Origin of the sequence: Achromobacter kerstersii (assembly GCF_902859595.1) — a bacterium.
Taxonomy (GTDB): domain Bacteria; phylum Pseudomonadota; class Gammaproteobacteria; order Burkholderiales; family Burkholderiaceae_B; genus Achromobacter; species Achromobacter kerstersii.
Genome location: NZ_CADIJQ010000001.1, coordinates 523,433 through 547,962, shown reverse-complemented (window position 1 = coordinate 547,962; position 24,530 = coordinate 523,433). Strand labels below are relative to the sequence as shown.

Here is a 24,530-nt window from a genome sequence, read left to right as displayed (position 1 = left end):
TCCGCAAGACAGAGTGACTCGCACGATGCAACACCCACCCGTATCTGCCCTGCCCCTTTCCGGCGTCAAAGTGCTGGACCTAAGCGCCTACATCGCCGGCCCCTATGGCTGCGCGCTGCTGGGCGACATGGGCGCCGAAGTGATCAAGATAGAACCGCCCGAAGGCGACAACCTGCGCAAGTATCCGTCGACGCTGGCCAGCGAAAGCCGCGCCTTCCTTGGCATCAACCGGAACAAGCGCGGGCTGTGCCTGAATCTGAAGGACGAGGCCGGCTACGAAGTGCTGACGCGACTGGTGCGCGAGGCCGACGTGCTGGTCCACAACTTCCGTCCGGGCGTGCCCGAGCGCCTGCGTATCGACTTCGCCACGCTGGCGGCGATCAATCCGCGCCTGGTGTATTGCGCCATGACGGGCTACGGCGCAGCCGGCCCGATGGCGGGCCACGCCGGCTACGACCAGGTACTGCAATCCATGACGGGCATGTGCGCCTCACAAGGCAAGGCCGATGGCCCGCCCGAGATCCTTTACGGTTCGGTGGTCGACTACTACGGCGCCGCCCTGATTTCCAACAGCGTGGCTGCCGCGCTGTATCAACGCGAGAAGACCGGCCGCGGCCAGGCCATTGAGGTGTCGCTGCTGGGCAGCGCGCTGGCGATGCAGTCGGCGCGTCTGGTGTGGGCCGAGAACGAACCGCGCCGCATCGAACGCGACATGCGCTCGGGCGGCATCACCGGCATTCACCCCACGCGTGAAGGCCATCTGTACATCTCGGCGAACACACCGCACTTCTGGCGTTCGCTGTGCGGCCATTTGGGGCTGGCCGAATTGGCGGAGCACCCTGACTACGATACCGTTAAGAGACGCGCGGCCCACGCTGCGGTGCTGATCCCGCAAGTGCGCGAAGCGCTGGCGCGGCGCAGCGCTGCCGAGTGGGCCGAGCTGTTCGGTCAAAGCGTGCCCTGCGCCGTGGTCAACCGCGTCGAAGACATGTTCGACCATCCGCAGGTGCAGGCCATGGGGTTCATGCAGTCCCTGTCCAACCCCGCGGCCGGCAACTATGTCGGGCTGGCCCAGTGGGCGCACTTCGCGCCTGACGGCACGGTGCACGATACCGCTGCTCCCGCCCGCATCGGCGCACCGACGCTAGGCGAACACAGCCGGGAAATCCTGGCCGGCCTGGGCTACGGGGAGCAGGACATCGACGCCTTGATGGGCCGGGAGGCGGTGCGCTGAACGCACCGTCGCGATAAGAAAAAACGCCAGCGGCCCAGCCGCCGGCCTGAAGAACAAAGCGCGCCATATAAAACGCGGCGCGAGGAGACAGGGCGATGAGCCAACAGCGATACCACCAGCGGCCCGCCGGGTCGAACTGGGGTGATTTTGGCGACGACGACCAGCTCGGCACGCTCAACTATCTGGATGCGCAGACGCGTCTTGCCGCAATTGCCGAGGTGCGTGAAGGCATTTCGTTTTCGCTCAGCCTGCCGCTGACGGTGCCGCGCGCGCCCGTGCTGAACCCGCGCCGCAAAGGCCCGGTGATTCGCCCTGCCGACAAGAACGGCGTGCCCGTCTACCGTTATCCACTGGCCACCGACGTGCCTGGCGCGACTGACGTCATCAGCGACGACAGCGTCACGATCTCGCCGCAATACTCGACGCAGTGGGATGCGCTTGGCCACGTGGGCTCGCTCTACGATGCCCAGGGCAACGGCGATGCGCAGCCCACCGGCTACAACGGCTTCACCGTGAGCGAACCCGCCACCGAAGGCTTCACCGGCACGCGCGACCTGTCGATCGCGCCGATGGCGCGTCACGGCATCCAGGGCCGCGGCGTCATGGTGGACCTGCGCGCACACTTTGGCGACGAACAGCGCAAGATCGGCCTGGCCGACCTGCAACGCGTGATGCAGGCCGACGGCGTAACCGTGCGGCCCGGCGACGTGCTGTGCCTGCACACCGGTCTGGCCGACCTTGCCCTGACCCTGTCCGACGACGAACAGCATCGGCTCAAGACCAGTTGCTGCGTGCTGGACGGCGATGACGCCGAGCTGCTGGCCTGGATCAAGAACAGCCGCATCGCCGCCATCGCGGCCGACAATCACGCGGTCGAATTGCGCAACCACAGCCTGACCGCCGAACGCGGCCCGTTGCTTCCTCTGCACGAACAGTGCCTATTCAAGCTGGGCTTGCCGCTGGGCGAGCTCTGGCACCTGACCCCGCTGGCGCATTGGCTGCGACAGCGGAGCCGGCACGCCTTCTTCCTGACCGCGGCACCGATGTATGTGCCTGGTCTGGTCGGCGCGCCGGTCAACCCCATCGCGACCGTCTGATTGCTGCCGGCCTATCGGGCCGGACACGCAGCGGTCGCGCCATGCACCATTATTCCAATCCGTTTGTACCCCCCTGCACGGGAGAAGTGAGAAGACATGAAAAACAAAACAACCCTGATCCGGGCCGCGCTCGTCGCCGGCTTTGGCCTGAGCTTCGCAGGCGCCGCCATCGCGGCCGACTATCCGTCGCAACCCATCACCGTGGTCGTGCCCTACTCGGCCGGCGGCGGCGCGGACAACGCCGCGCGCATCATCGCGCAAGGCATGGGTGAAGTGCTGGGCCAAAGCGTGGTCATCGAAAACAAGGGTGGCGCAAGCGGCTCGATCGGCGCCGCCTTCGTGGCCCGTGCCAAGGCCGACGGCTACACGGTGCTCTACGACGCCTCGGCGTTCTCGATCAACCCGGTGCTGCGCAAGCTGCCCTATGACGCGAAGAAGGATTTCATCCCCGTGTCGCAGGCCGTGAGCGTGCCCAACATCCTGGTGGCCGCGCCCGCCTCGGCCTTCAACACGCTGCCCGACTTCATCAAGGCCGCGCAGGGCAGCCCCAACCGCTACACCTACGCGTCCTACGGTCCGGGCAGCCTGGCGCAGATGGCGGGTGAACTGCTGAAGAAAGACGCGAAGATCGAAGCGGTGCACGTGCCTTACAAGGGCGGCGCCCCGGCCATCGTGGACGTGATGGGCGGTCAGGTCGACGTCTACTTCGCCAACGCGGCGTCCAGCCTGAACTACGTCACCACCGGCAAGCTCAAGGCGCTGGCCGTGTCGTCGGCCAAGCGCATGCCCGAACTGCCCAACGTGCCTACCGTGGCTGAAGCCGGCTTCAAGGACTTCGATGTGGTCGAATGGAACGGCTTTTTCCTGCCGGCCGGCACCCCGCCCGACGTCGTTGCCAAGCTGCAAGACGTGATTCAGAAGACGCTGCAGCGTCCGGAAACGCGCGAGAAGCTGGGCAAGCTCGGCCTCACGCCCGTGGGCAGCAGCTCAGCCGACTTCACCAAGTTTGTCGGCGATGAGCAAACGCGTTGGGATGCTCTGGTCAAGGCCAACAACATCAACGTGAACTGATCGCGGCGCAACGGATGCCCGCAACGCCGGCGCGCAAAACATGCGCGCCGGCGTTTCTCGTTTAAGCTCCCCCCGAATCACTACAGCAGGAGACACCATGAGCCGTAAAGACGATTTCGAAAAGGGCCTGGCCAACCGCCGCGCCGTGTTGGGCGACGCCTGGGTGGAACGCTCGCTGTCGCGCGCCACCAGCTTTACCGCCGAATACCAGAACATGATCACGCGCTACGCCTGGCACGACATCTGGAGCCGCGACGGCCTGGCGCGCAAGTCGCGCCGCATGATGGTGCTGGCCGTCACGTTGTCGCTGGCGCGCTGGGAGGAATTCGAGCTGCACGTACGCGCCGCGCTCACGGCCCCCGACGACTCGCGCCTGACGCCAGACGAGCTGAAAGAGGTACTGCTGCAGAACGCAATCTACGCCGGCGTGCCCGCGGCGAATACCGCGTTCAACCTGGCGCAGGCGATTTTGCGAGAAGTGGCTCCAGAGATCGGATACGACCTGACTTCGGCAGACCCGCGCCAGGCCGACCTGTTCGGCGACGAGCCTGCTTGAGCGCCGGCGCAGCGCCCTGAGCAAAACCAAGCCCAACAACACGCTGCCCGCCACGCCGAACCTTCCCAGCCCCGCGCTGATGGTCGAGGATGAAATCGCTATCCCGGAACGCTTGATCAAGATCATGCTCGATCTGGGCTATGCGGCGGACGTCATCAGTGTCGCGGGCAATGCCTTAACAGGCGGCCAATTCGATTCGATTGCGCCCCGCCGCCTTGCCTCTGTAGAGGGCGGAGTCGGCCTGCCGAAGTGCATCTTCAAGGCCATGCGCGCCCTGAAATGGCGGTGAAATTCCAATGGTGACCGTGCAACGCAGACCCTTATCCGAACCGGCCACTTTGATTGCCTGGCTTTCCACGCTGGCGCGCAGGCGCTCCGCCAGGTAGCTCACACGATCGTCGTCAGTTTCCAAGAAGATCGCCACAAACTCTTCTCCGCCGATACGGCCCGTCAAATCGCCACTGCGAACTGCCGAGCGAAGTAAATCCGCAACTTGGCATATGACCTCATCCCCAGCTTGATGGCCATAGGTGTCATTGATGCGCTTGAAATGGTCGACATCCAACAGCAGCAGGCGCGCTGGCTCGGCATTTCTGGAATTGAAATACTGGGTGAGCGCATCCAGAAGGCCTCTGCGATTAAGCAGGTCTGTCATGGGATCACGCGCCGCCATGTTGCGAAGACTATCCGTCAGCCGTCGCAGGACGAGCCAGACTATGGAAGGCGGCACGATGGTCGCCAGGGTTGACATGTAGATGTAGAAGATCATTTGAAAGCGGCTGTCCATCTGCAGCGCATCCAAGCCGTCATCTACAATTTTCAAGAATTTCAATGCGTTGAGAACACAGATTCCGCTTATCAGCAGCGCAAAGAAAATCATCTCTCCGTACAAGTCTTTTGCAAAAGTGCGCACGCCGTAGATCACGGTGATGGTCATTGCAAAGAAAACCACCGTCGCCGTCGCCGCAAGCATCGCGTAACGCGCGGTGGGTCCAGCGTTCCATTGCACCAGCCATTGCGCAATCGCATAACCCACGGAAAAGAGAAGCAGTGAACGCCACAATCGAACTTGGCGCCCAAAAAAACGCATGGCGCCAAGCCAGTAGGCGATCGGGGCGGCCAGCGTGAGGGTATGGTTGACGACGCTCATCACGCTCCATGCGGGCCGCCCTTCAACCAGTTGCAGGATATAGGCCAAGGCCAGCAGTAGATTGCCCACCGCGAAAAAATCCATCCCCATCCTGTTGCCGGGCAAGCGGCGACTGATAAGCAAGAACATGCCTGAAAAGCACAAGAGGTGTGCGCACAGCATGGCGACGAGAGTGGTTGCAACCATAGGAGGGACGTGGAAAGGGGAAGAGAAATTTCTGCGCCCGTGCTGCTCGGCCGTGGGCAGCGACATTAACCGGGGAATGTCGAGCCAGGTCAAGGGAAGAATAGGAGTCAGACTGCAATTGAACGGAAATTGCAAACTGGGAAATTGCAGTCTGACTGCCTTATTGAACGGAAATTGCAGTCAAGGAAATTGCAGTCTGACTGCCTTGGATATTGCAGTCTGACTGCTTTATTGAGGCCGACTTGCTCGGCAACCAGCCTGCTTGATCGTTGCGTCAGTTGAAGCGTTATTTGCCAGGTTGGGCGTCAACGGCTAGAAACCCGCCTATCAACCCGACCGTCGCACCGGTGCTCTCTTCCATCAGCCAGTGCCCTGCCCCCGGCACCACTTCTCCGCGCACATTCGTCGCGGCGTTACGCATGACGATTGCCATGTTGTCGCCGAAGGACTTCTCTCCGCCGATGGCGAGCACGGGCATGGCGAGCTTGGTTTTTGAAAACGCGATGTTGTCGGCGACGTCGTTCTTGGCGATGGTGTTGAACTGCGCGAAGGCGGCGCGCATTGCGCCCGGCTGGGCATAAAGCTTGGTGTAGTGGCGTCGCGTGGCCTCATCGATCTTTGAAGGCGTGCCCGCAAACTCGTTCCAGAAGCGGTCCAGATAGATGCGTTCGCGGCCGGCGACCAGCCGCTCAAAGTCTGGGCCGCCCGCGTTGAAGTGCCATAGCGCGGGCCACAGGATGATCTGGTCCCAAGGCGGGATGCCCGGCACGGGTGCGTCCATCAAGACGAGTTTGTCGACTTTATCGGGGTAGCTGGCCGCATACGCATAGGCAACCATCGTGCCAATGTCATGGCCGACAACGGCGGTCTTGTCCTGCTTGAACGCCGTCACCACCGTGCGTATGTCGACAGCCTGCGATTTTTTGTCGTAGCCGCTGGCGGGCTTGGACGATTTCCCCATGCCACGCAAGTCCGGCACGATCACCAAGTGCGTTTTCGCGAGCTCTTTCGCCAGGGGCGCCCACATGTCGCCCGTGTCGCCGAACCCATGAATGAGCACCACGGCGGGGCCGGCGCCACCGGAGCGGACGAAAATCTTCGCGCCGTCCGCCATAGTGATGGTCTGGCTCTTTAAGCTGCCTGGAAATGCCGGCTGTGCCGCGGCATGGGTGACGCACAGCACACCGGCCAACAGCGCTACCGCCAACGCAAAGCGACTTTTCATCTCGGAACTCCTGTTTATAGGACCAGATACGCCCGAGATTCTGTGAGGCTTTGCTGCGGCGGGCGCGGGTAGATCCGCGGCGACGGGAATGTCGCGTTGGTATCAGGGAACCAACATCAACTTGCAAAGCGGACGTTATCGACGATGCAGTCCGATAGATGCGCTTGCACACTCTCACCAATAAAACGGCTGCCCGCAACGGAGCCGCTTAACTTCTTGACGCCATCGAACACGCACTGATCGAAGGTGCAGCTGATAAAGTGCACGCCGGACAGCGTGGCCCCCGTGAATATGCACCGTTCAAATCTGACATCGGTTGCGAATGCCTTGGATAGCGTGGCGCCTTCGAACGTGCAATCACTGAATACACCGCCTAATCGCGCGCCGCCCAGCTTGGCGCCTAGAAAACTACAGCGCGCAAAGCGCCGTCTTACGAATACATTCCGCATATCAATGCGATCCAGCCTGCAATCAGTGAGTTCAGACTCATTGATGCTGGCTCCTTCCTGGAATACCAGGTCGGAGAAGTCGACGTTGGACACCCGGAGATATCTGACCGCCTCACGCAAAACGGCCCCTCTGAAATCAACCTTCCCGTCGTCGGTCAAACCAAAATCAGATTCAGGCATGGGTCCGAGATTGGCTTTGCGAGCCGCATCGGCAAGGATTTTTTCTAGCGCCGCTAATTGACCTGCCGTCCATCTTTTAGAAAACTTGGAAGCCATCAGACTCACCCTCTTCAATCGGGACTCAGGCTTCCCACTGCACGTGCTCAATGCGGTCCCGCCCGTTATTCTTGGCCGCATATAGCTGCTGATCGACGGCTTTGATGAAACTTGCGCGGTCAGCCTGCTTGCCTGGCACCCACGTACCCGCTCCGATGCTGACCGTGACGCGCCGGCCATGCGGCGACAGCGCATGCACAATGGACTTCTTCTCGAGCAAGCGCTGGCAGCGTTCCGCGACTTTGCGGGCGACCTCGGCATCGGCGCCGGGCAGCAGCACCACAAACTCTTCGCCGCCGTAGCGCGCCACCAGATCACGCGATCCATCCAAGGCCAAACTGAGCGTCTGCGCGATCTCCACCAAGCATTTGTCACCCTGCGTGTGACCATACAAATCGTTGTATTGCTTGAAGAAATCGACGTCTAGCAGCAATACGGACAAGGGCTGGCGCTCGGTGCGCGCACGCTCCCATTCCAATTCAAAACTGCTGTCAAAGCGACGCCGGTTGGCAATGTTCGTCAGGCCATCCTTGAACGACAGCACCTCCAGCTCTTTCTGCAAGCTCAGCAGCTTTTCTTCGGTCTTCTTGCGTTCGGTGATGTCGAACATGAAGCCGATCAGCGAATCGACTTCACCTTGGTCATTGCGCACCACGTGCACCACATCACGAATCCAGACATAGCCGTTGTCTTTGGTAAGCGCCCGGTAGTCGGCCTCGTGGTCGACGCCGGCCTGGGATTGCGTGACGCAGAAATTCACCACGTACTCGCGATCTTCCGGGTGCATGCGCATGGCCCAGTCTTCCACGCTCACCCAACTGTCGGCGCTCCAGCCCAGCAACGCCTCGATCTGGGGGCCGATGTAGGCGAATTTCATCGTGGCCCAATCGATCTTCCAAGGAATCGCTTTGGTCGATTCCAGCAAAGTCCGGTACACCGCGTTGTCATCTGAAAGCGGGCTTACGTCGCGCATACCCCATCCCTTCTCGGTCCAAGTCAACGAGCGACTGTAGCCTGAGCCGTCTGCCATGGGAAGCTGCCGGCCGGGCTTGGCCGGCAGCCAAAGCGCCGTTCCCCTACTTTCTTGCCGAAATGATGTGCGCCTGAATCTTGCCCGTGACGGGACCCGCGCCAAAGCGTTCTTGGATCGCGGCGGTAGCGATGTCCGTTGCCTCGCCCAGAATTGAGGCGTCGCGCGCTTCGAGTTCGTTGCGCAGCGGCGTGCCTTGGCAATAGGCGACGGCGACCGTTCGTGGCGACTCGCCCCGGCTTTGCGTCGCGACGGTGTCAAACGCGATGGCGCCCGCGAACCCGCCTTGCGCCAGCGCGTTGCCGATCACCGCTTGGTCGTAGTAGCCATGCGGCAGCCTCACCATGAATCGAGGCGGGTCATCCGGGAACAGGTTCGCCATCGCCTGCGTAACGCAATCCGCGAATTCGTTTTCCTCTATGCGATCCCAGACGTTGAACAAGAACGTCCCGCCTGGCCGCAGCACCCGGTGCGCTTCGGCAAAGGCTGCCGCCTTGTCCGGGAAGAACATGGCGCCGAACTGGCACACCACCGCATCGAAGGCGCCATCGGGAAACGGAAGGTTCATTGCATCGGCCTGCCGCCACGTCACGGCGCGGCTTGTGCCAAGGCTGATGGCGTGATCGAGCATTTCCTGACTCAGGTCGGTCGACACGATGGAGACGGCAGCGGGCAACTGCGTCGCCAGATGGCGCGTGACCGCGCCCGTCCCCGCAGCGATCTCCAGGACGGCCATCGGCGCAATAGACGCGACTCGCCGGGTCATATCTTTCGCGTACGGGTCGAAGATCATGGGAACCAGGTACTGCTCGTACAACTGAGGAATGGGCCCGGCAAAGGCGCGGCCGCCACTGGAGGTGTTCATGATGACACTCCAAAAACCATCGATGTGGCCGCCCAACGGGGGCTCGGCTTGCCCGGTTGTCGGCCTGGGTGGCGAGATCATGCGGCCGGTCTCGAAGCATGCCTTTGAATAGAGCATGCCAAGTACGCGCAAAGACGCCTGCCAAAAATAATACGCCTGAATGCTTGCGACGCCGAGCCACTTTTGTCAGCCCGCCGAGCAGTGACGGATTCATGCGCGCTGCGCTGCGCCATAGCGGCTGGCCGCTACGGATCGGAAGCCCGCCGCGTGGTGGCGGGGCGTTACACTGTGCGCTCCCTGGCCCAGAGCGACAGGTGTCAGACTCTGAGGTTTCCCCACGAATTTCCAGCGAAATTCATTGTGAATCAACGGCCTGCGCGGCGAGGCAGGGTCAAACGGTTCGGCTGACGTTGATTGGGGCGTGCATGGCACCAGTCTTATACCCTTCATCAGGCGACCAAACCGTTTGAAGGAATACCAGGCCATGCACGCAGTCGGAGTATTGCAGAAACTGCTCCAGGATTCGATCCCTGGCCTACATTTGAGCCGACTCAAGGCCTTGATGTGCATGGTGCGAAGTGCGATGGCAACGCGACGGTTGACACTCAGCGGACTGGCGCGCGGACTGCCCACTGGGCAAAAGCGATACGGCATCGGATCAAGCGCGTAGACCGGCTGCTTGGCAACCGTCATCTGCATAGCGAGCGCTCCATGTTCTATCGACTGCTGTGCCGCCAGTTCATGGCCGGGATCAAGCGCCCCGTTATCTTGGTGGACTGGTCTGATTTGAAGGCGGATCGAAGTTGGCTGGTGTTGCGAGCAGCACTATGGACACGCGGCGCTGCCATGCCTATCTACGAGAGCGTTCATCCCTTGCGCGATCAGAACTCGCCGGGTGTTGAGCGGACATTTCTGAGCAAGCTCAAGTCCTTGCTGCCCGAAGGGCTACGGCCGATTATCGTGACCGACGCGGGGTTCCGGGGACCATGGTTTGCCTATCTGAATCAACTGGGCTGGCACTGGGTGGGGCGCGTCCGCGGGCGCACGTTTCTGCGCTCGGGCGACGAACCGTGGCGGCGTTGCACGGCGGATTATGCAACCGCCAGGTCGCGCCCTCAGGACCTGGGCGAACAACAAATGATCCGCTCCTGCCCCGTGCAAACCCGGCTTGTGCTGTATCGAAAGCCGCCGCAGCAGCGTCAAGCACTGACTCAGTTCAAGCAGCGCAAGCGCAGCAGCCACAGCGAGGTCTGCGCCAGGCGAGAAAGCGAACCTTGGCTGCTGTGTGCATCGCCGTCGCTGGCCGATACGAATGCGCGTGAAATTGTTGAGGTCTACCGCAAGCGCATGAGTATCGAATGCACCTTCCGAAGCTTGAAATCCCATCAGTTCGGGTTCGCGTTAGAGGATAGTCAAAGCGCAGGTGCCGCGCGTCTGCAGATCTTGTTGCTGATCCACGCGTTAGCGACGTTCTTGTTGTGGCTAGTCGGAAAATTGGCCGAGAGCCGAAAGCTGAGACCGGCCTATGAATCCAACAACCGGAAAGACCGGCCGACCATCTCGCTGCTCACGCTTGGGGCCATGATCTATGCCGAACGGACGCTGGCCTTGACCGAAACGTCAGTACTTGGGCTCTTGCGAACACCAGTGAGCACCGCCGAACTGATTGAAGGGTCGCGATAAATTCGTGGGGAAACCTCAGAGTCTGACTGCCTTATGTGATGTCGGAGCCATAGGTGCAGTCTGACCGCGATATGCCCTACGTCAGATTCAATCCGCCATCAGACAGCAGAATTTCGCCCGTCAAATAGTTGGATTCAACAAGCATTGAAACCGCTTGGGCAATATCTTCGGGGCTCGCGGCCCGGCGCATTGGCGCACGCTCCCGCCATAACTGTTGAGCCTGCGTCCAGTTTGCGGTCAACGGCGTATCCACCAGCCCAGGCGCGACGGCATTCACGCGGATGTCCGGGGCCAGTGACACCGCCAGCAAGCGCGTGACATGGTTCAGCGCGGCCTTCGTCGCGGCATAGGGGATGGACGCCCCTTTCGGACGCACGCCTGCATGCGAACTCACATTGATCACGCAAGCCGGCACGCCGGAAGCCGCAGCCGAGGCGCGCAGTGCGGCCTCGGCTTCTGCGACGATACGAAACGGCGCGATGACATTGACCTCATGCAGCTCGCGCCATACGTCGGGCGTTGCAGCCGCCATATCGGCATGGGGAATCACGTGGCTGATTCCCGCATTGTTCACGACAACGTCCAGGCGCCCCCAATGCGCAACCGCTTCTTGCACCAGCCGTATCCGGTCTGCATCTTCAGCCAGGTCCGCTTGCACATACGCCGCCAAGCCCAGCTCACGCGCCATGGCGATGCCTGCATCCACAGAACTGCGCGAATGCAAAACCACCGCATAGCCATCCCGAGACAGCCGGCGTGCTATTGCCGCTCCGATACCTGAGGTGGACCCGGTAATAAGCGCAACACGTTGTGGTTGAGGCATAGCGAAGTCAAATGAAAGTGAAGCGTAGAGTTTACCTACCCTGCGTCATGCCACATGCGCGGCAAGCTCCACCCGGAACACGCTGCCGCGCCCCGGCGCTGACTGCAACGACACCTGCCAACCCTGGTGTGCGCAGATACGCTGCACCAACGACAGGCCCAGCCCCAGGTTGCCGGCATCCGCCTGTTCGCCACGCACGAAGGGGCTGAAGATCGCCTCTTGGCGTTCGGCCGGAATGCCCGGCCCGTTGTCGGCCACCTGCATGAAATCCGCCCCCGCCGTGATGACGACCTGCGCCTGCGGCCCCGCGTATTGAAGCGAGTTGCGGATCAGGTTGGACAACACCGCACGCAATAGCGGCGCGGGGAATTGCAGGGGTAGCGTGTCGGCGCCGGCCTCCTCCAGCGTCAGGTCCATGCCCCGGCGTTGCGCGACGGCGGCCCAGGCCGCGAGTTGTCCGCGTGCCGTGCTCACCGCGCTTTCGCGGGCGAAGCGTTCGGCGGCATCCCCCCCGCGAGCCAGCATCAGGTAGGTGTCGAGCCGGTCGCTCATGTCGGACGCGGCGGCTTCGATGCGCGCCAGCCGCGCTTGCCCGTCTGCATCCAGGGTCTGTTCTTCACGCAACAGCTCGCACGAACTGGAGATCACCATCAGCGGCGTCCGCAATTCATGGCCGACATCGGCGGTGAAGAGCTGTTCGCGCCGCAGCGCCTGCTCAAGCTGGTTGTACGTGGCATCGAACGCCGCGGCCAACTGGCCGATTTCGTCTGGCGGATAGTCTTCGGCCAGCCGTGTCTGCGGGGGCTGCTCGCCGCGCGTGTTGACTTGCGCGGCCAATCGCGACAAGGGCCGCAACAGCCGCCGCGTGGCCAGAATGCCCAGCACAAACGCCAGCGCCAAACTGCCCGCCAGCCCACTCACCGCGGCCCAGTGCGACGCCACCTGGCTCTGTTCATAGTCGGTGTAGTCACGCAGCAGCATGTAGCGCTGGCCGTTCTGGTCGTCCACCATCACATGCCAGATGCGGCCCGCACGTTCAATCTTGTGAAAGCCCGGCGATAGCCGTCGCAACCAATCCGGAAACGCGTCGCTGCCCGGCGCGCCGTGAAAGAACCGGTTGGGCCGCCCCGGGTCTATGCCCGCCAGGAAATCGCCCCGAACCCGCTCCACCGCCATGCCCATGTCGATGCGTTGCAGGTGCGCTTCCAGCTTGCCCACGCTCCAGACCGACAGCCACGTAAGCAAGCCTGCCACCAGCAAGGCCAGCGCCACATAGGTCAGCACCAGATGCCGCGCCAGCCCGCGCCGCGCCGCGTGCTTACGTCCCATCCGCGGCCCGCAGCTGGTAGCCAATGCCGTGCACGGTGTGCAACAGCGGCGTGTCATACGGCTTGTCGACCACCTGGCGGATCTGGTGGATGTGCGTGCGCAGGCTGTCGCTGTCGGGCGGCGAGTCGCGCCACAGCGCTTCTTCCAGCCGGCCCCGATGCACCACTGCCGGGCTTGCGCGCATCAGCAAAGTCAGCAGTTGCAGCGGAGATGGCGGCAGGCGCAAAGCTTGGCCCGCGCGCGCCAGCGCCAAGGTACGGGTGTCCAGCGTTAGATCGCCCACGCGCAACACGCGCGCCGCGCTCGCCCCGCTTGCGCGATGCAGCAGCGCCTTGACCCGTGCGGCCAGCTCGGCTAACGCAAAGGGCTTGACCAGGTAATCGTCCGCGCCGGCGTCAAAGCCGGTCAGGCGGTTATCCAGGGTGTCGCGCGCGGTAACCATGATCACGGGCGTGTCGCACGCCGCTTCGGTGCGCAGGCGGCGGCAAAGCTCGTAGCCGTCCAGCCGCGGCAGCATCAGGTCCAGCACGATCAGGTCGAACCCGCCTTCGGCCGCCATCGCGTAGCCCCGCTGCCCGTCTTCCGCGCAGTCCACGATATAGCCGCGCCGCGTCAGGTGATGGGTGATGTTGGCCAGAATGTCGGGGTCGTCTTCGATGACTAGAACGCGCATGGAGCAAGGCGGGGAATGGAAATCAATCGCATATTGTAGGGGCCTTTATCGGTCGCCTTGACCGATGGATGGCCTTTCTCTTTCTGTATGCGCCTGCGCCCGGCCCCGCCAGCCGCCTCAGTTGGGCTTCAAGTCAATGTCGCGAACCACTTGCCCCAGCAGCGTGTAGTCGGCTCGCGCGCGTTCCAAGGCCTGCTCGGGGGTATTGCCCACGATCACCCAGCCCAGTTCCTTGAGTTTGCGTTGGATGTCGGGTTCCTTCAGCGACGCCGTCAACGCGGTCTGCACCTTGTCGATGGCGGCGGGCGGCGTGCCCTTGGGTGCGGCCAGGCCGAACCATCCGGCGGGCACCAGCCCCGTGATGCCCAGCTCTTTGGCCGTGGGCACCTTGGGGTAGCCGTCGAAGCGGTAGTCGCTGGTGACGAACAGCGCCGTCGTCTTGCCCGACGTGACATACGGAATCTGCGACGCGGCGTTGTCCATCATCGAGTCCACATGCCCGCCCAGAATGTCGTTGACGGCGGGCGCCGCGCCCTTATAGCCAATGATGTTCAGGTTGACGCCGGCCAATCTCGCGAAGGCGGCCTGCGTCAAATGGGCCTGCGTGCCCAGCCCCGCGTTAGCAGACGTCAGGCCGCCTGATTTCTGCTTGCTAAGCGCCTTGAACGACGCGTAGTCTTGCGCCGGGAAATCCTTGCTGACGACAAACACGAACGGCACTTCCACTGCGATGGAAATCTGCGCCAGGTCTTCTACAGGGTTGTAGCGCAGCTTATAGATATGCGGATTGACGGCGATGGTGCCGCTTGCGCTGAGCAACAAGGTATAGCCGTCGGGCGCGGCTCGAACGACGTGTTCGGTAGCGATTGACCCGCCCGCCCCCGACTTGCTTTCCACGATGACGGGCTGGCCCAGCTTTTTGGACATGGCATCGGCCAGCAGCCGCGTCATGGTGTCCGACGCCGAGCCCGGCGCATACGGATAGACGATCGTGATGGGTTTGGTGGGATACGCATCCGCCGCGTAGGCCGGCGCCAGCCCCAACGACATCAACAATGCAGCGATTCCTGCGCTAAGACGTTTCATGGTTTTCCCCCTGGAGTTCAGGTTGTGTGGTTAATTTTTTGTATGACCGGAATGGCCAGCGCCGAATACCAGGCCAGTTCGGGCAGCATGTCTTGCCGGTACCAGCCCGCTTCATGCAGCAGGTTCAACGACGCAATGGTTTGCCCGTTCCAACGCACCGGCACGTTGACCGCGCTTTCGCAGCCCAGCGAGAAAATCAGATCGTGATCCGGAAACGCCTGTTGGCAGTCGTGGCGGTCGTTGCAGATCCGCGGCGTTCCATCTTGGACCACGCGGGCGTAGAAGTCGCTGTCTTCGCGGATGGGTTTGGCGCCATCCGTCGGGTAGGCCACGGGCTGGCTCGAAAAGTACCGCCGGCTTAAGCCTGCCTGCCGGTCCAGCACCAGGACAGTGAAGAGCCGATATCCGATGCGGTCTGACAGCGCAGCAGCCAGCGCCTGCAAGCCGCGTTCTGGCTGCGAATCTTGCGTCAACGCCTGCGCCACACAGCCCAACGCCAGCGCTTGCGGCGTGAAATCGTTTGAACTCGTCACGGGTCTGCCTCATGAAAGGGATGAAGCATTTTGGGGTTCAACACCCATATCCGGCCAATGAATAAAGCTGAGATATCCATTACCATTTCCGTATGGATGCCACCCCGACCGAACTCTCCTGGACTCGCCGCCTGAAGCTGCGTCACCTGCAAGTGCTGGCCGCGCTGGAAAGCGCCGGCACCGTGACGGCCGCCGCCAAGGCGATGCACATGACGCAGCCCGCGCTGTCCCATTGGCTAAGCGATATGGAAGACCTGGTCGGCACGCCATTATTTGTGCGCGGCCGCACGCTGGCGCTGACCGAGGCCGGGCGCGCGCTGTGGCGTTACGCCTGCCGCGTTCTGGGCGACACCGCGCGCACCGGCGAAGAGATCGAAGCGGTCAAAGGCGGCGTGGCCGGGCATCTGCATATCGGCACGATCCTGTCCGCCGCCCCCGTCTTGCTGCCGCGCGCCATTGCCGCGCTGCATCAGCGTTCACCCAAGGTGCAGATCGAACTGGTTGAGGGATTGCTTGAGCCCTTGGTGGAACGCGTGGAGCGACGTGAAATTGATCTGATCATCGGCCCGCTGGATGTGCGCGCCAGCCGCTCCGGCCTGTGCACCGAATGGCTGATGACCGATACGTTCAGCGTGGTGGCGCGGCGCGGCCACCCCTTGGCGGAATTGGCTGCCCCGCGCTGGGAAGACACGGACGGCTATCCGTGGATTTTGCCGCCGCCCGGCACGTTGTCGCGGGTGCGGCTGGACCAGGCCGTGTCGGATGCGGGCATGCCGCCGCCCCGCCCGGCCGTGGAAACGAGTTCGCTGGTGGCGCTGTTGTCCATGCTGCAAGACCGCGACTACATCGCCACGCTGGCCAGTTCCGTTGCGCAGATGTACGAGCGCTGGAACCTGATCAGCATCGTGCGCATGCCGTCGCGCCTGGAGTTCGGCCCCATTGGCATGCTGTGGGCAGCGAACTCGCCCAGCATCGTGCTGCCGGACCTGTGCGAGACGCTGCGTGAAGAAGCCAAGCGCCTGCTCGAAGGCGGCGGCGCTGGCCCTGCTGCGGCTACTTGACCGTCGCGTATTCCAGGCTCTTGGGCGTGTTCGTCAACACGCGCGGCGTGTCGCCCACGACCACGGTGTCATCCAGCCGGAAGCCGCCAATGCCATAGGCGTAGATGCCGGGTTCGGCCGAATAGACCTCGTTGTCCAGCAAGGGGCGCTGGCAAAACGCCATGTCTTCCGGGTATTCATGGTGGATGATGCCTACCGCATGCCCGGTTCGATGGCGGATAAAGTTCGCGTAGCCGGCCTTTTCGATCTCGGCCTGTGCCGCCGCATCCATCATGCAGACCGGGTTGCCCGTGCGCGCGGCGGCAATGGCGGCTTCATTGGCGGCTCGGGCGGCGGACCAGAGCCGGGTCTGTTCGGCCGAGGGTGCGCCGCAGAACCAGGTGCGTTCGTTTTCAATCGTCAGGCCGTTCAGGCGCGGGATGACGATGTTGACCAGCACATCGCCCTTGTTGATGCGCGCGCCGCAAGACGCGCCATCGCCATGAGGCGACGCAGACGCTGGGCCGCTCAAAGTCCAGCACCGGATCACTTCGAAATGCTCGCCAGGAAACCGCCTGGCGGCTTCCTGGACGAATAGCGACGCCATCGCAAAGTCCAGCTCTTGCACCAAGCGGCCGGGCTGGATGTTTTCGCGGTAGCGATCCTGAATCCAATCCGAAATGGAGGCCGCGGCGGCCATCACCGCCAGTTCCTCTTCATGCTTTTGCCAGCGCAGTGACCGGCATTCCGGCGTGGCGGGACGCAGCACCATTTCGGGCAGGATGCGGCCCACGTGCGCCAGCACTGGGCTGCCGCCTTCAACTGCGATGCGCGACCGCGCCAACCCCGCCGCCGCAAGCCTTGCCGCCAAGACTTCAGGCAACTGCGTAATCAAGGGCAACCGGTTCGACACGCGCGGATGTTCCGCGTAGTAGGTGATGTCCGTGATCCAGACTTTTCCCTGCTCCTGGGAAAACTGCATATGGTGCGTGGACAGCTCATTCATCACCAGGAACGGCGTGCCGTTACGCGGCACAACGGCAAAGATCGGGCGTTCCCAGGGCAAGACGTCGGTGTGGAAGTTGGTCGCAAACTGGAAGAAGTCGGCTGACGTAAAGATGATGGCGTCAACCGCCAGATCGTCCATCAGGGCGGTCATCTTGTCGCGCCGGTAATGCCAGACGGCGTGGGTGAGTTTAGGCATGGCGTTTCCTTATGGGTGAGGTGTCTCGCGTAGGCCTGTTGGATTATGGGCAGGCGACGCATTAGCGCCCAATGAATAAACCTGAGGGTTCCATAAGCGTTATTGCATGCCGGTGCGGTGCCCACCGCACCGCCGCCACGTCTTAACGATTTCTTGAGACGGCTTGGCGGACACTGCGTGTCGATAAGAATGGTTCGCGTTACCCGCAAGCCCGCGGCCAACGGCGCAACCCTGGATGTCTCGATGCGTACGCTCTCTTTGCTTCGCGCGGCCTTGGCCGCCACCACCCTGCTCGGCGCAGGATTTGGCGCCGTGTTTGGCGTCGCGCCCGCCGCCCACGCGCGTCAGGTCACCGACCTGGCCGGCCGTACCGTCACCGTGCCTGACCACCCCAAACGCGTGCTGCTCGGTGAAGGCCGCTTTGTCTTCGCAATGGCGCTGCTGGACCAGAAGGACCCGGTTGCCCGCGTGGTGGGCTGGCAAGGCGAGCTGAAACAGCAAGACCCGTATTCCTGGAACCAGCTCGTCACGCGCTATCCGAAAGCAGCCCATGTGCCGCTGATCGGCAAGACGTCCGAAGCCAGCGTCAGCCCCGAGAAGATCGTGTCGCTGGCGCCCGATGTGGCGGTGTTCAGCCTGAGCGGCCACGGGCCGGGGCGCAACAACCCGATGATCACGGCGCTGCAAGATGCCGGCATTCCGATTGTGTTCATCGATTTCCGCCAGCACCCCGTGCAGAACACCGTGCCCAGCATGCGGATTCTGGGGCAGGCGCTGGACCGCCAGGCCGAAGCCGACGCCTATATCGCTTTCTATGAAGAACGGCTGGCGCGCGTGCGCAAGATTGTGGAGCCCGTGCCGCAGGCGCAGCGCCCGCGCGTGTTCGTGGAAATGTTGGCGGGCGTGTGGCCGGCGTGCTGCCACACCACCGGTAATGGCAGCTTTGGAGACTTGCTGGAGGCGGCGGGCGGCGTCAATGTGGCGGCCCCCGTCTTGCCCGGCGCGATCGGCGACGTCAGTCTGGAATTCCTGCTGGACGCCAAACCCGATGTCTACATTGCCACCGGCAGCCGTTCGGAACCCGGCCGCCCGGGCCTGCTGGTTGGCCCGGGCGCCGCCGCACAAGTGTCGGCCGACAGCCTCACCACGCTGCTGGCGCGCGATGGCATCCGCGACCTGAGCGCCGTGACGCAGCACCGCGCCTACGGTATCTGGCATGCCTTCTACAACTCGCCCTACAACGTGGCGGCCATCGAAGCCATGGCCAAGTGGTTCTACCCCGAACGCGCTGCGTCGTTGAACCCGCAGGAAACGTTGGACACGCTGTACCGCCAGTTTCTGAACGTGGACAACGCGGGAACGTACTGGACGGCGCCTGCTGGATCTTCCGGCGCTTCTTCCACTTCCGCCGCTTCTTCCACTTCCCCCGCTGCCGCAACTTCCGGCGCTGCTGCCACTTCCGCCGCTGCCGGCACTTCCGCCGCTGCCGCCCCATCCATCCGCTAATCGCACCATGATCAGCCCGACCACGGCGGCCGCGCCGACCTTTGCGGCAAGCGCAGACGATGCCATCGCCGCGTACCGCCGCACGGTGCGCAAGCGTTTGTTCCTGACGGCGGTGTTGGCGCTGGCCATCCTCGCCAGCCTGCTCGCCGACATCGCCAGCGGCCCGGCGGCGCTGCCGCTGGCCGACCTGCTGCACACGCTGCTGCATCCGGACGCGGCCAGCGCTGGCACGCGCGTCATCGTCTGGCAGTTCCGGCTGCCTTACGCGCTGATGGCGTTGTTGGTCGGCGTGGCGCTGGGGCTGGGCGGGGCCGAGATGCAGACGATGCTCGACAACCCGCTGGCCAGCCCCTACACGCTGGGCGTGTCGGCGGCGGCGGCCTTTGGCGCGTCGCTGGCGATCACGCTGGATTGGCATGTGCCGGCATTGCCGCCCGGCATGGTGGTATCGGTCTCGGCCTTTGCCTGCACGCTGGTGTCGGTGCTGATTCTGGAACGCGTCGCGCGCTGGCGCGGCGGTTCGACGTTGGGCGTGGTGTTGTTCGGCATTGCGCTGGTCTATTCCTTTCAGGCGCTGGTGATGCTGCTGCAATTCGTGGCCAGCGAAGAGGCCTTGCAGGGCATTGTGTTCTGGACGATGGGCAGCCTGGCGCGCGCCAACTGGACGACGGTGTCCGTCATGGCGGCGGCCGTCGCGCTGGCCCTGCCCTTTTCGATGCGCGACGCCTGGAAGCTGACCGCCGTGCGGCTGGGTGAAGAGCGCGCCGCCAGCTTCGGCATTGACGTCAAACGGCTGCGCCTGGTCAGCCTGTTGCGCGTCAGCGCGCTGGCGGCGCTGGCGGTGTCGTTCGTCGGCACGATTGGTTTTGTTGGCCTGGTCGCCCCGCACATCGCGCGCCTGCTGCTGGGCGAAGACCACCGCTATTACCTGCCCGGCAGTGCGCTGGCGGGAGCGCTGATCCTGTCGCTGGCGTCGGTCGCGTCAAAGACGGTGTTGCCCGGCGCGCTGATTCCCGTGGGCATTGTGACGTCGCTGGTTGGCATTCCGTTTTTTCTCACCATCGTCGTGCGTGCGTTAAAGCGCGCCTGACGTCCCCCTAAGCCTGCATCCCATAAGGAGACTCCCCTGATGCATTCCCGCCTGACCCTGGCGTTGGCCAGCTTGCTGTTCGCTGGCGCCGCGCAAGCCGCCCCCGCTGGATTGGCCTCCCATAGCGACGCCAACGCATCCGCCAACGCGTCCACCCATGCATCCGCCAATACGCCCGCCGCAATCCCCGCAGTGGCCCCCGCTGCTTGCGCCATCGACGTCGAAGGCCGCCCCGGAAAACAGTTCGGCCCCGACCATATCGTCGTGCCGTCCACGTGCACCGAGTTCACCGTGCGCCTGATTCACACCGGAAAGAACAGCAAGGAAAAGGCCGGCCACAACTGGGTGCTGACGAAGACGGAAGACATTGACGCCGTGATGGTCGACGGCATCAAAGCCGGCGTGCAGCATGAGTTCCTGGCGCCCGGCGACGCGCGCATCCTGGCCAAGACCCCGATGCTGGGCGGCGGCGAAACCGCCACCGTGACCTTCCCGGTAAGCCGCCTGCGCGCCGGGCAGTCGTACACCTACTACTGCTCGTTCCCCGCGCACGCCCAACACATGCGCGGCACGCTGGTGCTGCAACCCTGACGATGACAGCGCTGCACATTCGCGGGCTGGACGCTGGCTACGGCGGCAGGCCGGTGCTACAGAACCTTAGCGCCGGGCCGCTGGCCGAAGGCACGGTCACTGCGCTGCTTGGGCCGAACGGCAGCGGCAAATCCACGCTGCTGAAAACGCTGGCCGGGCTGAACCCCGTGATGCGCGGCGCGATCCTGTTGGACGACGAAGACCTGGCGCGCGCCTCCCCCGCGCGCCGGGCCGAGCGCGCCATGTACATGCCGCAAGCCTTGCCCAAAGGCGTACACATGACGGTCTTCGAATCCGTGCTGGTCGCTGCGCGCTCGGGGCGTGCGGCGGGCAATGGCACGGCCCGCAAAGGCGCGACGGGTCAGGCGCTGATGCAGGACGCGTTGGCCGTCATCAACGACTTGGGTATCTCCGCCTTGGCCAGCCGCTATCTGGACGAATTGTCGGGCGGCCAGAAGCAACTGGCTTCGCTGGCGCAGGCGCTGGTGCGCCGCCCTCGCCTGCTGTTGCTGGACGAACCACTGTCCGCGCTGGACCTGAACTATCAATTTCATGTGATGGACGTGCTGCGCCGTCAGACGCGCCAGCACCGGTTGATCACCTTGGTGGTGCTGCATGACTTGAACATCGCGCTGCGCCACGCCGACCACGCGCTGCTGCTGCATCGCGGCGCGATTCAGGCCCAGGGCCTGCCCGCCGATGTCGTCACGCCGCACTCGTTGCGCGAGGTTTATCGCGTGCAAGCCCGCGTGGAACGCTGCCCACAGGGGCAGGCGCAGGTGCACGTGGATGGGCTGGCCGGGATCTGAAGCCACAGGACGGCGGCGGCACATCATGGCGGCGGTATATATTTACCGGTCCAGCCATCCCAGGGAGTCCGCGGAAATGACGAGAAGCCGCATCATGGCGTTTTTTCTCAGCCTGCTTGCCGCGCCCGCAGGCGCATCAATCATCTACGACAACCACGGCCTCGTTGTCGAGATCACCACCGGCGGGCGTCAGGACTGGAACACCGGCCAGCGTCAAAACACCCGCAGCACCACCATTACGTTCCAGGGCAACAAGCTCTGCGGCCGGGACGTCGGCAAGCAGCTCTACCCCGACGGCCGCGACATGGCCTCAAACGCGTTTTTTTGCGCCGCCAACGCAAAGGCGCTTGAAACCGATGCCGTGCTGGCCTACTTCACCAGTTCGACCACCGATCCGGTCCTGGCCCACTTGCAGGTCGCCAACGGCGCGTTGCGCGTGAACCGGCTGGCGCTATCGAACCAGCGCGACCGCGACAAACCCAGCGGCACCCGCTTCGAAGACGCCCGCCTGCCTGGCTGGACGCGCGTGGAAACCGCCTGGCAAGAAACGGTGCTGATCCGCCACGCGCCGCTCAAAGCCATGAATCTGGGCCAGGGAAAACTGCTGGATGTGGACGGCGATGTAGCGTATCTGGCCATTCCGCCCGTCCGCGATGTGGTGGTGGTGCAGCCCGCCACGCGCATCAAGGACGCGCAGGGCGACATGCGCATCGTGCCGGAAGTCACGAAGTTCGTGGACGCGCCGCTGGCGTTTCGCGCGGTGCGCGTCAGCGACGGGCGTGAACTGGCGCGGCTGAACTTCAAAGACACATGCCTGGCGCTTCCCGCCATCGAATTCAACCGGCCCGATCCGCTGTACCCGTCGTCATCCCGGCCGGAAGTCTTATTTGACGATGTGCCCGCCTGGCGCGCGGCCACGCTGCAATTGGAGCAAACGCAGGGCCGCGCCACGTTGCAGCTCAAACCGGGCGTCGCCTTGCCCACCGCGAAGTCAGCCGCCAAGGCGAACTGCAAACCGGGCTGACCCGGAACGGGTTCAGTCCAGACCCGACCAGATCAGGTCTGGTCCCGTCGGGACGGGTCGGGTCAGATCAGAAACTGGCGGTAGGCCTCGTTGTGGGTCTCTTCAAAATGCGCATAACCCAGTTGCTGCAAGAAGGCGTCCAGCGCTGCGCTATCGGCCAGCGGCGCCTGGATGCCGACCAACGCCGAACTGAAATCCGCGCCCTGGTTGCGGTAGTGGAACAGGCTGATGTTCCAGTTGGGCGCCATCTCTGACAGGAACTTCATCAGCGCGCCGGGACGCTCGGGGAATTCAAAGCGGAACAGCCGTTCACCGCCCGCCAGTGGCGAACGCCCGCCCACCATGTAGCGGATGTGCTGCTTCGAGACCTCGTTGTTCGTCAGGTCGCTGGCGGAAAAGCCCTGTTCCTGCAACGCCGCCATGATGTCGGCCGCGTCGCCCCGGCGCGCAATCTGCATGCTGACGAAGATGTGCGCGGTGTGCGCGTCGGCAATGCGGTAGTTGAATTCGGTCACGCTGCGCTGGCCGATCACGCGGCAGAACCGGCGGAAGCTGCCGCGTTCTTCGGGCACGGTGACTGCGAAGACGGCCTCGCGCGCCTCGCCCACTTCGGCGCGGTCCGCCACGAAACGCATGCGGTCAAAATTCATGTTGGCGCCCGACGTGATGGCCACCATCGACAAGCCTTGGGCGTTTTCCCGTTCAACGTATTTCTTCAAGCCCGCCACCGCCAGCGCGCCCGCCGGTTCCAGCACGCTGCGCGTATCCAGGAACACGTCCTTGATTGCTGCGCACACGGCGTCGGTGTCCACCAGGATCACCTCATCCAGGTATTCGCGGCACAGGCGGAAGGTTTCCTCGCCCACCAGCTTCACGGCGGTGCCATCCGAAAACAGCCCCACTTCCGCCAGGTTCACGCGTTCGCCCGCCTTCAGCGATTGCGCCATCGCGCAGGAATCTTCGGTTTGCACGCCGATCACTTTCACCGACGGGTCCACCGATTTCACATAGGCCGACACGCCAGCGGCCAGGCTGCCGCCGCCGATGGGCACGAAGATCGCGTGCAGCGGGCCGGCGTGCTGGCGCAGGATTTCCATGCCGACGGTGCCTTGGCCGGCGATGACATAGGGGTCGTCAAAGGCGGGCACGAAGGTCATCTCATGCTGCTGCGCCAGCGTTTGCGCGTGGGCGTAGGCGTCGCTATAGGAATCGCCCGCCTGCACCACCGTGACGGTCGGGCCGCCGTGGGCGCGCACCGCGTCCACCTTCACCTGCGGCGCGGTCTGCGGCACCACGATGATGGCGCGCGCGCCCAGCTTGGCGGCGGAAATGGCCACGCCTTGGGCGTGGTTGCCAGCGGACGCGGTGATCACGCCCCGGTCCAGCGCCGCCTGCGGCGTGTTGCGCATCTTGTTGTAGGCGCCGCGCACCTTGAAGGAAAACACCGGCTGATTGTCTTCGCGCTTCAAAAACACCGTGTTGTTCAGCCGGACTGACAGGCCGCGCGCCGGGTCCAGCTCGGTTTCGCGGGCGATGTCGTAGACGCGCGCGGTCAGAATCTGCCGCAGGTATTCCATGGGCGAGGCGTTGCCGTACTGGAAAGCGGTGTCGGTCGGGGAGGCTTGCATGCGGTTCTCTGCTTTAGGAAACGTGCCCGGCAGAGGCGGCCACAAAAAACCCGCCTCGTGGGGCGGGTGGCTTGTGACTATTGCGGTCGCGCGCTAACCCACCATTCTTGGAATGATGGTAATAATCAGCGAAATGCGGACGGCGCGGAAATTCATGGCGCAAAGAATGCGCTTGGCGCCGGATTTTGTCAAATCACACCAGGCGGAAACGGCGCCAAGCGTGAATCCGCGAACGCCATCCGCCATATCCCACGCATATAGCCGCGATATCCTGCTCATAAGACGGCATTTTGCAGCTATTTCCATGCGCGGCGCCCTTGTCACGGGTTTACAATGTCGCCTTCGTGGCAGTCGTACTTCCCAGATTGGCCG

24 protein-coding genes are annotated in these 24,530 nt (G+C 63.4%); 11 read left to right on the top strand and 13 right to left on the bottom strand.

The window, feature by feature from the left end; genetic code table 11:
• Positions 1-25: 25 nt before the first annotated feature.
• The 4 genes from HV765_RS02445 to HV765_RS02430 all read left to right on the top strand — a co-directional run bounded on the left by HV765_RS02445 (position 26) and on the right by HV765_RS02430 (position 3,958).
• Positions 26-1,234, top strand: coding sequence for a CaiB/BaiF CoA transferase family protein (locus HV765_RS02445; RefSeq protein WP_175168655.1), 1,209 nt, complete (start codon positions 26-28; stop codon positions 1,232-1,234).
• A 95-nt stretch (positions 1,235-1,329) separates the two neighbouring features.
• Entirely contained in the window at positions 1,330-2,331 is a 1,002-nt protein-coding gene (locus HV765_RS02440) for a cyclase family protein (RefSeq protein ID WP_175168654.1), read from the top strand.
• Between the two features lie 96 nt (positions 2,332-2,427).
• Positions 2,428-3,402, top strand: a complete 975-nt coding sequence (locus HV765_RS02435) for a tripartite tricarboxylate transporter substrate binding protein (protein WP_054426882.1) — start codon at positions 2,428-2,430, stop codon at positions 3,400-3,402.
• 97 nt (positions 3,403-3,499) lie between these two features.
• A complete protein-coding gene (locus HV765_RS02430) occupies positions 3,500-3,958 on the top strand; it encodes a carboxymuconolactone decarboxylase family protein (protein WP_054426883.1) in 459 nt (152 codons plus the stop codon).
• A 175-nt stretch (positions 3,959-4,133) separates the two neighbouring features.
• Here HV765_RS02430 and HV765_RS02425 read toward each other — a convergent pair whose 3' ends face one another.
• The 5 genes from HV765_RS02425 to HV765_RS02405 form a co-directional block, all read right to left on the bottom strand.
• Complete coding sequence (locus HV765_RS02425; protein ID WP_175168653.1) at positions 4,134-5,294, bottom strand: GGDEF domain-containing protein; 1,161 nt, start codon at positions 5,292-5,294, stop codon at positions 4,134-4,136.
• Positions 5,295-5,580: 286 nt separating this feature from the next.
• The gene (locus HV765_RS02420) at positions 5,581-6,519 is read right to left on the bottom strand and encodes an alpha/beta fold hydrolase (RefSeq protein WP_175168652.1); all 939 of its coding nucleotides are present in this window, start codon (positions 6,517-6,519) and stop codon (positions 5,581-5,583) included.
• 116 nt (positions 6,520-6,635) lie between these two features.
• Positions 6,636-7,244: a pentapeptide repeat-containing protein gene (locus HV765_RS02415; protein WP_254600409.1), complete on the bottom strand. Its 609-nt coding sequence runs from the start codon at positions 7,242-7,244 to the stop codon at positions 6,636-6,638.
• 25 nt (positions 7,245-7,269) lie between these two features.
• Positions 7,270-8,217, bottom strand: coding sequence for a sensor domain-containing diguanylate cyclase (locus HV765_RS02410; RefSeq protein ID WP_054426886.1), 948 nt, complete (start codon positions 8,215-8,217; stop codon positions 7,270-7,272).
• A 103-nt stretch (positions 8,218-8,320) separates the two neighbouring features.
• Positions 8,321-9,139 (bottom strand): class I SAM-dependent methyltransferase, encoded by an 819-nt coding sequence (locus tag HV765_RS02405; protein WP_175169474.1) that lies wholly within the window; start codon positions 9,137-9,139, stop codon positions 8,321-8,323.
• A 564-nt stretch (positions 9,140-9,703) separates the two neighbouring features.
• Between HV765_RS02405 and HV765_RS02400 the strand changes: the two genes are divergently transcribed.
• Entirely contained in the window at positions 9,704-10,822 is a 1,119-nt protein-coding gene (locus HV765_RS02400) for an IS4 family transposase (RefSeq protein ID WP_175168650.1), read from the top strand.
• Positions 10,823-10,898: 76 nt separating this feature from the next.
• Here HV765_RS02400 and HV765_RS02395 read toward each other — a convergent pair whose 3' ends face one another.
• From HV765_RS02395 to HV765_RS02375, 5 genes are all read right to left on the bottom strand, one after another.
• Positions 10,899-11,645 carry an SDR family NAD(P)-dependent oxidoreductase gene (locus HV765_RS02395; RefSeq protein ID WP_175168649.1) on the bottom strand — a complete coding sequence of 249 codons (747 nt, stop codon included), beginning with the start codon at positions 11,643-11,645 and terminating at the stop codon, positions 10,899-10,901.
• 45 nt (positions 11,646-11,690) lie between these two features.
• Positions 11,691-12,974: an ATP-binding protein gene (locus tag HV765_RS02390; protein WP_175168648.1), complete on the bottom strand. Its 1,284-nt coding sequence runs from the start codon at positions 12,972-12,974 to the stop codon at positions 11,691-11,693.
• A complete protein-coding gene (locus HV765_RS02385; RefSeq protein WP_175168647.1) occupies positions 12,964-13,647 on the bottom strand; it encodes a response regulator transcription factor in 684 nt (227 codons plus the stop codon). The genes HV765_RS02390 and HV765_RS02385 overlap by 11 nt, the downstream gene beginning before the upstream one ends.
• Positions 13,648-13,764: 117 nt before the next feature.
• Positions 13,765-14,733 carry a Bug family tripartite tricarboxylate transporter substrate binding protein gene (locus HV765_RS02380; protein ID WP_054422989.1) on the bottom strand — a complete coding sequence of 323 codons (969 nt, stop codon included), beginning with the start codon at positions 14,731-14,733 and terminating at the stop codon, positions 13,765-13,767.
• 17 nt (positions 14,734-14,750) lie between these two features.
• Entirely contained in the window at positions 14,751-15,266 is a 516-nt protein-coding gene (locus HV765_RS02375) for a GAF domain-containing protein (RefSeq protein ID WP_254600408.1), read from the bottom strand.
• Positions 15,267-15,358: 92 nt separating this feature from the next.
• Here HV765_RS02375 and HV765_RS02370 point away from each other — a divergent pair, with 92 nt between their 5' ends.
• Positions 15,359-16,327, top strand: coding sequence for a LysR substrate-binding domain-containing protein (locus HV765_RS02370; RefSeq protein ID WP_175168646.1), 969 nt, complete (start codon positions 15,359-15,361; stop codon positions 16,325-16,327).
• On the opposite strand, the gene HV765_RS02365 is transcribed toward HV765_RS02370, so the two are convergent.
• Positions 16,320-17,510 (bottom strand): M24 family metallopeptidase, encoded by a 1,191-nt coding sequence (locus HV765_RS02365; RefSeq protein ID WP_175168645.1) that lies wholly within the window; start codon positions 17,508-17,510, stop codon positions 16,320-16,322. The genes HV765_RS02370 and HV765_RS02365 overlap by 8 nt on opposite strands.
• A 243-nt stretch (positions 17,511-17,753) precedes the next feature.
• Here HV765_RS02365 and HV765_RS02360 point away from each other — a divergent pair, with 243 nt between their 5' ends.
• The 5 genes from HV765_RS02360 to HV765_RS02340 all read left to right on the top strand — a co-directional run bounded on the left by HV765_RS02360 (position 17,754) and on the right by HV765_RS02340 (position 22,530).
• A complete protein-coding gene (locus HV765_RS02360) occupies positions 17,754-19,016 on the top strand; it encodes an ABC transporter substrate-binding protein (protein ID WP_175168644.1) in 1,263 nt (420 codons plus the stop codon).
• Positions 19,017-19,023: 7 nt separating this feature from the next.
• Positions 19,024-20,106, top strand: coding sequence for a FecCD family ABC transporter permease (locus HV765_RS02355; RefSeq protein WP_175168643.1), 1,083 nt, complete (start codon positions 19,024-19,026; stop codon positions 20,104-20,106).
• A gap of 39 nt (positions 20,107-20,145) precedes the next feature.
• Positions 20,146-20,697 (top strand): azurin, encoded by a 552-nt coding sequence (gene azu, locus HV765_RS02350; protein ID WP_254600407.1) that lies wholly within the window; start codon positions 20,146-20,148, stop codon positions 20,695-20,697.
• Between the two features lie 2 nt (positions 20,698-20,699).
• Complete coding sequence (locus HV765_RS02345; protein WP_175168642.1) at positions 20,700-21,506, top strand: ABC transporter ATP-binding protein; 807 nt, start codon at positions 20,700-20,702, stop codon at positions 21,504-21,506.
• Positions 21,507-21,582: 76 nt separating this feature from the next.
• Positions 21,583-22,530 (top strand): hypothetical protein, encoded by a 948-nt coding sequence (locus HV765_RS02340; RefSeq protein WP_175168641.1) that lies wholly within the window; start codon positions 21,583-21,585, stop codon positions 22,528-22,530.
• 62 nt (positions 22,531-22,592) lie between these two features.
• On the opposite strand, the gene ilvA is transcribed toward HV765_RS02340, so the two are convergent.
• Entirely contained in the window at positions 22,593-24,158 is a 1,566-nt protein-coding gene (gene ilvA, locus HV765_RS02335) for a threonine ammonia-lyase, biosynthetic (protein WP_175168640.1), read from the bottom strand.
• Between the two features lie 93 nt (positions 24,159-24,251).
• On the bottom strand, positions 24,252-24,464 hold the full coding sequence (locus tag HV765_RS02330; RefSeq protein WP_175168639.1) for a hypothetical protein: 213 nt from the start codon (positions 24,462-24,464) through the stop codon (positions 24,252-24,254).
• Positions 24,465-24,530 lie beyond the last annotated feature (66 nt).

What these genes read in the sequence shown, in the direction of transcription:
- HV765_RS02330 (WP_175168639.1), bottom strand. Translation starts at nt 24,464, where the DNA reads ATGGAAATAGCTGCAAAATGCCGTCTTATGAGCAGGATATCGCGGCTA.
- HV765_RS02435 (WP_054426882.1), top strand. Translation starts at nt 2,428, where the DNA reads ATGAAAAACAAAACAACCCTGATCCGGGCCGCGCTCGTCGCCGGCTTT.
- HV765_RS02445 (WP_175168655.1), top strand. Translation starts at nt 26, where the DNA reads ATGCAACACCCACCCGTATCTGCCCTGCCCCTTTCCGGCGTCAAAGTG.
- HV765_RS02380 (WP_054422989.1), bottom strand. Translation starts at nt 14,733, where the DNA reads ATGAAACGTCTTAGCGCAGGAATCGCTGCATTGTTGATGTCGTTGGGG.
- HV765_RS02415 (WP_254600409.1), bottom strand. Translation starts at nt 7,244, where the DNA reads ATGGCTTCCAAGTTTTCTAAAAGATGGACGGCAGGTCAATTAGCGGCG.
- HV765_RS02390 (WP_175168648.1), bottom strand. Translation starts at nt 12,974, where the DNA reads ATGGGACGTAAGCACGCGGCGCGGCGCGGGCTGGCGCGGCATCTGGTG.
- HV765_RS02340 (WP_175168641.1), top strand. Translation starts at nt 21,583, where the DNA reads ATGACGAGAAGCCGCATCATGGCGTTTTTTCTCAGCCTGCTTGCCGCG.
- HV765_RS02395 (WP_175168649.1), bottom strand. Translation starts at nt 11,645, where the DNA reads ATGCCTCAACCACAACGTGTTGCGCTTATTACCGGGTCCACCTCAGGT.
- HV765_RS02370 (WP_175168646.1), top strand. Translation starts at nt 15,359, where the DNA reads ATGGATGCCACCCCGACCGAACTCTCCTGGACTCGCCGCCTGAAGCTG.
- HV765_RS02355 (WP_175168643.1), top strand. Translation starts at nt 19,024, where the DNA reads ATGATCAGCCCGACCACGGCGGCCGCGCCGACCTTTGCGGCAAGCGCA.
- HV765_RS02385 (WP_175168647.1), bottom strand. Translation starts at nt 13,647, where the DNA reads ATGCGCGTTCTAGTCATCGAAGACGACCCCGACATTCTGGCCAACATC.
- HV765_RS02405 (WP_175169474.1), bottom strand. Translation starts at nt 9,139, where the DNA reads ATGAACACCTCCAGTGGCGGCCGCGCCTTTGCCGGGCCCATTCCTCAG.
- HV765_RS02440 (WP_175168654.1), top strand. Translation starts at nt 1,330, where the DNA reads ATGAGCCAACAGCGATACCACCAGCGGCCCGCCGGGTCGAACTGGGGT.
- HV765_RS02430 (WP_054426883.1), top strand. Translation starts at nt 3,500, where the DNA reads ATGAGCCGTAAAGACGATTTCGAAAAGGGCCTGGCCAACCGCCGCGCC.
- HV765_RS02365 (WP_175168645.1), bottom strand. Translation starts at nt 17,510, where the DNA reads ATGCCTAAACTCACCCACGCCGTCTGGCATTACCGGCGCGACAAGATG.
- HV765_RS02410 (WP_054426886.1), bottom strand. Translation starts at nt 8,217, where the DNA reads ATGCGCGACGTAAGCCCGCTTTCAGATGACAACGCGGTGTACCGGACT.
- ilvA (WP_175168640.1), bottom strand. Translation starts at nt 24,158, where the DNA reads ATGCAAGCCTCCCCGACCGACACCGCTTTCCAGTACGGCAACGCCTCG.
- HV765_RS02345 (WP_175168642.1), top strand. Translation starts at nt 20,700, where the DNA reads ATGACAGCGCTGCACATTCGCGGGCTGGACGCTGGCTACGGCGGCAGG.
- HV765_RS02425 (WP_175168653.1), bottom strand. Translation starts at nt 5,294, where the DNA reads ATGGTTGCAACCACTCTCGTCGCCATGCTGTGCGCACACCTCTTGTGC.
- azu (WP_254600407.1), top strand. Translation starts at nt 20,146, where the DNA reads ATGCATTCCCGCCTGACCCTGGCGTTGGCCAGCTTGCTGTTCGCTGGC.
- HV765_RS02420 (WP_175168652.1), bottom strand. Translation starts at nt 6,519, where the DNA reads ATGAAAAGTCGCTTTGCGTTGGCGGTAGCGCTGTTGGCCGGTGTGCTG.
- HV765_RS02360 (WP_175168644.1), top strand. Translation starts at nt 17,754, where the DNA reads ATGCGTACGCTCTCTTTGCTTCGCGCGGCCTTGGCCGCCACCACCCTG.